The 4,157-nt window shown below is 59.6% G+C and carries 2 protein-coding genes and 1 rRNA gene; 2 read left to right on the top strand and 1 reads right to left on the bottom strand.

Annotation, left to right across the window (positions count from 1 at the left end):
• The first annotated feature begins 469 nt into the window (after positions 1–469).
• Positions 470–916: a PEGA domain-containing protein gene (locus tag ABX749_RS24350; RefSeq protein ID WP_145208423.1), complete on the top strand. Its 447-nt coding sequence runs from the start codon at positions 470–472 to the stop codon at positions 914–916.
• 23 nt (positions 917–939) lie between these two features.
• On the opposite strand, the gene ABX749_RS24345 is transcribed toward ABX749_RS24350, so the two are convergent.
• Positions 940–2,736: a hypothetical protein gene (locus ABX749_RS24345; RefSeq protein ID WP_372898279.1), complete on the bottom strand. Its 1,797-nt coding sequence runs from the start codon at positions 2,734–2,736 to the stop codon at positions 940–942.
• 632 nt (positions 2,737–3,368) lie between these two features.
• Here ABX749_RS24345 and ABX749_RS24340 point away from each other — a divergent pair.
• Positions 3,369–4,157 (top strand): 16S ribosomal RNA (locus tag ABX749_RS24340); the annotation flags it as partial.

Genomic DNA, 4,157 nt, shown 5'->3' with positions numbered 1-4,157 from the left:
CGGGGACAGACCCCGGTTGTTTGCCGGCGACGAAAATAGGACCAATAGGACAGATACGACACATAGGTCCCCTGCGTCCCCTAGGTCCCAATCCGCCGGGGACAGACCCCGGATGCTCGGGATGCTCGGGGACAGACCCCGGTTGTTTGCCGGCGACGAAAATAGGACCAATAGGACAGATACGACACATAGGTCCCCTGCGTCCCCTAGGTCCCATTCCGCCGGGGACAGACCCCGGCGGCCTGGGGACAGACCCCGGATGCTCGCGCGCGTCGAAAATAGGACCAATAGGACAGATACGACACATAGGTCCCCTGCGTCCCCTAGGTCCCATTCCACTGGGGACAGACCCCGGCGGCTTGGGGACAGACCCCGGCGGCTGGCGAGATTGGCCTGGAACAGCGAGCCCCCAACGTGCTACTACGTTTTTGGGTCTGTCTTTCCGTCCGCCGTTTGGGTCCTGTTTCGCATGCCGATCCCCGCCAGCCGTCTTGATCGCCGCTTGTTTTTCGTTGCGGCCGTGTCGTGCTTCTGCTTGACGTCGACAGGCTGTGTCCGTCGGCGGATGACGGTTCGCACCAATCCTCCCGGTGCGATGGTCTCGGTCGACAACCAGGTGATCGGTGCGTCACCGGCTGCGACCCCATTTGTCTATTACGGGACGCGAGAATTCCGTATCGAGGCAGACGGGTATCGCACCGAGACGATCCGTCGCCGATTCAACCCGCCTTGGTACCAGTGGCCGGGCATCGATTTTGTCGCCGAAACGCTGTGGCCTGGCGAGATTCGTGACGAGCGCATCATCGACGTGACGTTGGTCCCCAAGACGCTACCGGCGTCGGAGGAGATCATCGCCAGAGCCGACGGGCTGCGGCAGCAATCCAATTCGGGCATCGTGACCGCGCCGCGGCAGTGATCCCCGACGCGAAACGCTCACGATTACATCACCGAGAAGTAGTTGTCGCAGGCGAAGTCGAAGTACTCGTTCTTCAGTTCGACTTCCAAGTCGTTGTACAGACAGAAGTTGCGGACTTGCAGCAACAGGTCACGGGGCTGGCAGTTTCGGAACGGACGGCCGACGGGCAAATAGTGGGTCTTGATCAAGTAGTCGATCGCGTCGGCGTTGTAAGGCACCTTGGTGATCCGGCACATGATTTCGAACAGTTTCCGAAAGTCCTGCTCCGGCGGGTTTTCGACTTCGATCTTGTAGGGAATCCGTCGCAAGAAGGCGTCGTCGACCAGATCCTTGGGCTCCAGGTTGGTGCTGAAAATCACCAGCTGGTCGAACGGGACTTGGATCTTTTTTCCGCTGGCCATGTTGAGAAAGTCGTAGCGTTTTTCCAGCGGAATGATCCAGCGGTTGAGCAGCTCGTCGACGCGCATTTTCTGACGGCCGAAGTCATCGATGACCAGCGTGCCGCAGTTGCTTTTCAGTTGCAGGGGTGATTCGCTGATGTTGGTGTCGGAGTTGCACAGCACTTCGAGCATTTCCATCGTCAATTCACCACCGGCGATGATCGTGGGCCGTTCGATCCGCACCCAGCGTTTGTCGAAACCGCCGATGTCCAGCAACCCGGTGTTTTCTTCGGGCATCGCCAGCACGTGGTTCATCGGGTCAAAGACCCGTAGCACATCGCCGTCGATGTCGACGCTGCGCGGGATCCAGATGTACTTGCCAAACGCCCCGGTGACCCGTTCGGCGATCGATGTTTTTCCGTTCCCTGGGAAGCCGAACAAAAACATCCCCCGCCCGCTGGCGATCGCCGGTCCCAGGCGATTGAGCATCTTGGGGTTGATCAATAGGTCGCTGAACGCGCGAACCAAATCCGCTTTTTTCGGATACTGTCCTTCGATCGTCTGGTAGCGAACGCTCTTGATGTAATCTTCCAGTCGAACCGGGCAGGCTCCGAAATAGGTGCAATCGGAGGCGTGGTTGCGGGCGATTTGTCGTCCGGTTTCAGTCAGGATGTAAACGTAATCGTTGGTCGCCGTCGCGTTCTTGTAGGCGATGTTCTGTTCCATCTTCATGCGGGTCAGAATCGGTTCGACCAGGCGGAACGGCACCTTGACTTGATCAGCAATCTTACGGCCTTCGGATTCACCGGCGGTCAGCAGAAAGCGATACATGATCGCCTCCAGGATCGATTCATTGATCCCGGCTTTTTCCATCGATTCCGGCTCGACCGGTCGCCAGGCTTCGTCGCGTGAGGGCTCGAACCCGAGCGGGCCCGGAGGGATGTCGACGCCTCCGCCGAGCGACTGCTTGGGGCCACCGGCGGCTTCTTTGGCGGGCGGGTTGGCAGGTTGGGGTCGCGTGCGTTGGGGCGGCGTGGCGCCGCCCGGTACCCCGCCCTGGGGAGGTCCCGGGCGTTGGGTTCTGGGGCCTCCCTGGGCCGTCACAGGCGTGTCGCCGGCTGCTGGCGTCGGATTCTGGGAGGCCGGTCGCTGCGGCACGGTCGGCCGCTGCGCCGGCTGTGGTCCGCCGGAGAGTCCCGCCGGCGGGGCCGGTGGACGGGAGCCGCCGATGCTGGAGCTGCCGGGATCGACCTGTCCCGGTGCCGATGGGTTCGTCGCCATCGGGCTCGGCCCGCCGGCGGCTTGGGCGGGCCGCGGCTGTTGTTTGGCAGGCGGAGCGACCGATTCGCCCCCGGTGAGGGATTGGATTCGAGAGATCAGGGCATCAAGTTGGCGATCTGCATCCGCGCCGTTGCCGGCAGAAGGAGGCGTAAATGACATCGAGAATCGACCTTCGAAGTGAGAGTGGGCGGTGGGGGGGACCAACGGAGCATGCCGCTTCTTCGGTATCGGACTGCCGTGATCGCGACTCTTCCAATCATCGGACCTTTCGGGTTAAACAAGTCAGTCCGCGTGGGGGTCGCCGCTGTGGCGGAGTTCCCTCAACCGAACCGCATCGGGAGAGGCATTTGGGTGGGCATTTGAGCAGCTATTGCGGCGAAAGCCGGGGTGGACGGATTGCCGGCCAAACGCACTCCGAAGGCGGTCGGTGCGGCGGCCAGGGCAATTAGCCTGCCAAAAAACGCGTCTCGCAATTAATTTTCAGAAATTTCACCGATGCCTCTTGCCAATCAGCGAACCCGCCCCTATCTTTCCGCCTCCTTGGTGAGGGCGAGCGACGCAAGTCGCTTCTCCCCGAGCCAACTGATCATTGACAATTTGGTGGTGAAACTTCTGTTGAGTTCAGCATTTGCGAGATCGCTTTGCTGGGAAGCTGGATGCCCTTTGGGGTGTTTTTCCTGGCAGCAAAATGGCGAATCGCTGGGTCGTTAACCGAACGGCCCGGAGCAGCATTGAACTTTCGGTTTAACTTGATTTTCCCGAGCGACTTCGGTCGCTCGTGATGCAATACAAAATTGAAGGGTTTGATCCTGGCTCAGAATGAACGTTGGCGGCGTGGATTAGGCATGCAAGTCGTGCGAGAAGAGTTTTTTGCTTGCATTAAACTCGGACAGCGGCGAAAGGGAGAGTAACGTGTGGTTACATGCCCAGGGGTCCAGGATAGCGTCGGGAAACTGGCGGTAATACTGGATGACATCTTCGGATCAAAGGTGAGATTCCGCCCTTGGATTGGACCGCATACTATTAGCTTGTTGGTGAGGTAATGGCTCACCAAGGCAGCGATGGTTACCGGGTGTGAGAGCATGGCCCGGCTCACTGGGACTGAGACACTGCCCAGACACCTACGGGTGGCTGCAGTCGAGAATCTTCGGCAATGGACGAAAGTCTGACCGAGCGACGCCGCGTGCGGGATGAAGGCCCTCGGGTTGTAAACCGCTGTCAGTTGGAAGGAAGGACCTGTGCAGAGCAGGTCTTGACCGATCTTCAGAGGAAGGACGGGCTAAGTTCGTGCCAGCAGCCGCGGTAAGACGAACCGTCCAAACGTTATTCGGTATCACTGGGCTTAAAGCGTGCGTAGGCGGCTTGGTAGGTGTGATGTGAAAGCCCACGGCTCAACCGTGGAATTGCGTCGCAAACCCTCAAGCTTGAGGAAGACAGGGGTGTTGGGAACTTATGGTGGAGCGGTGAAATGCGTTGATATCATAGGGAACACCGGTGGCGAAGGCGCAACACTGGGTCTTTTCTGACGCTGAGGCACGAAAGCTAGGGTAGCGAACGGGATTAGATACCCCGGTAGTCCT

This window comes from Stieleria sp. (assembly GCF_041595215.1).
GTDB classification, from domain to species: domain Bacteria; phylum Planctomycetota; class Planctomycetia; order Pirellulales; family Pirellulaceae; genus Stieleria; species Stieleria magnilauensis.
The sequence above is the reverse complement of the archived record's forward strand: the minus strand, read 5'-3'. Positions and strand labels throughout refer to the sequence as shown.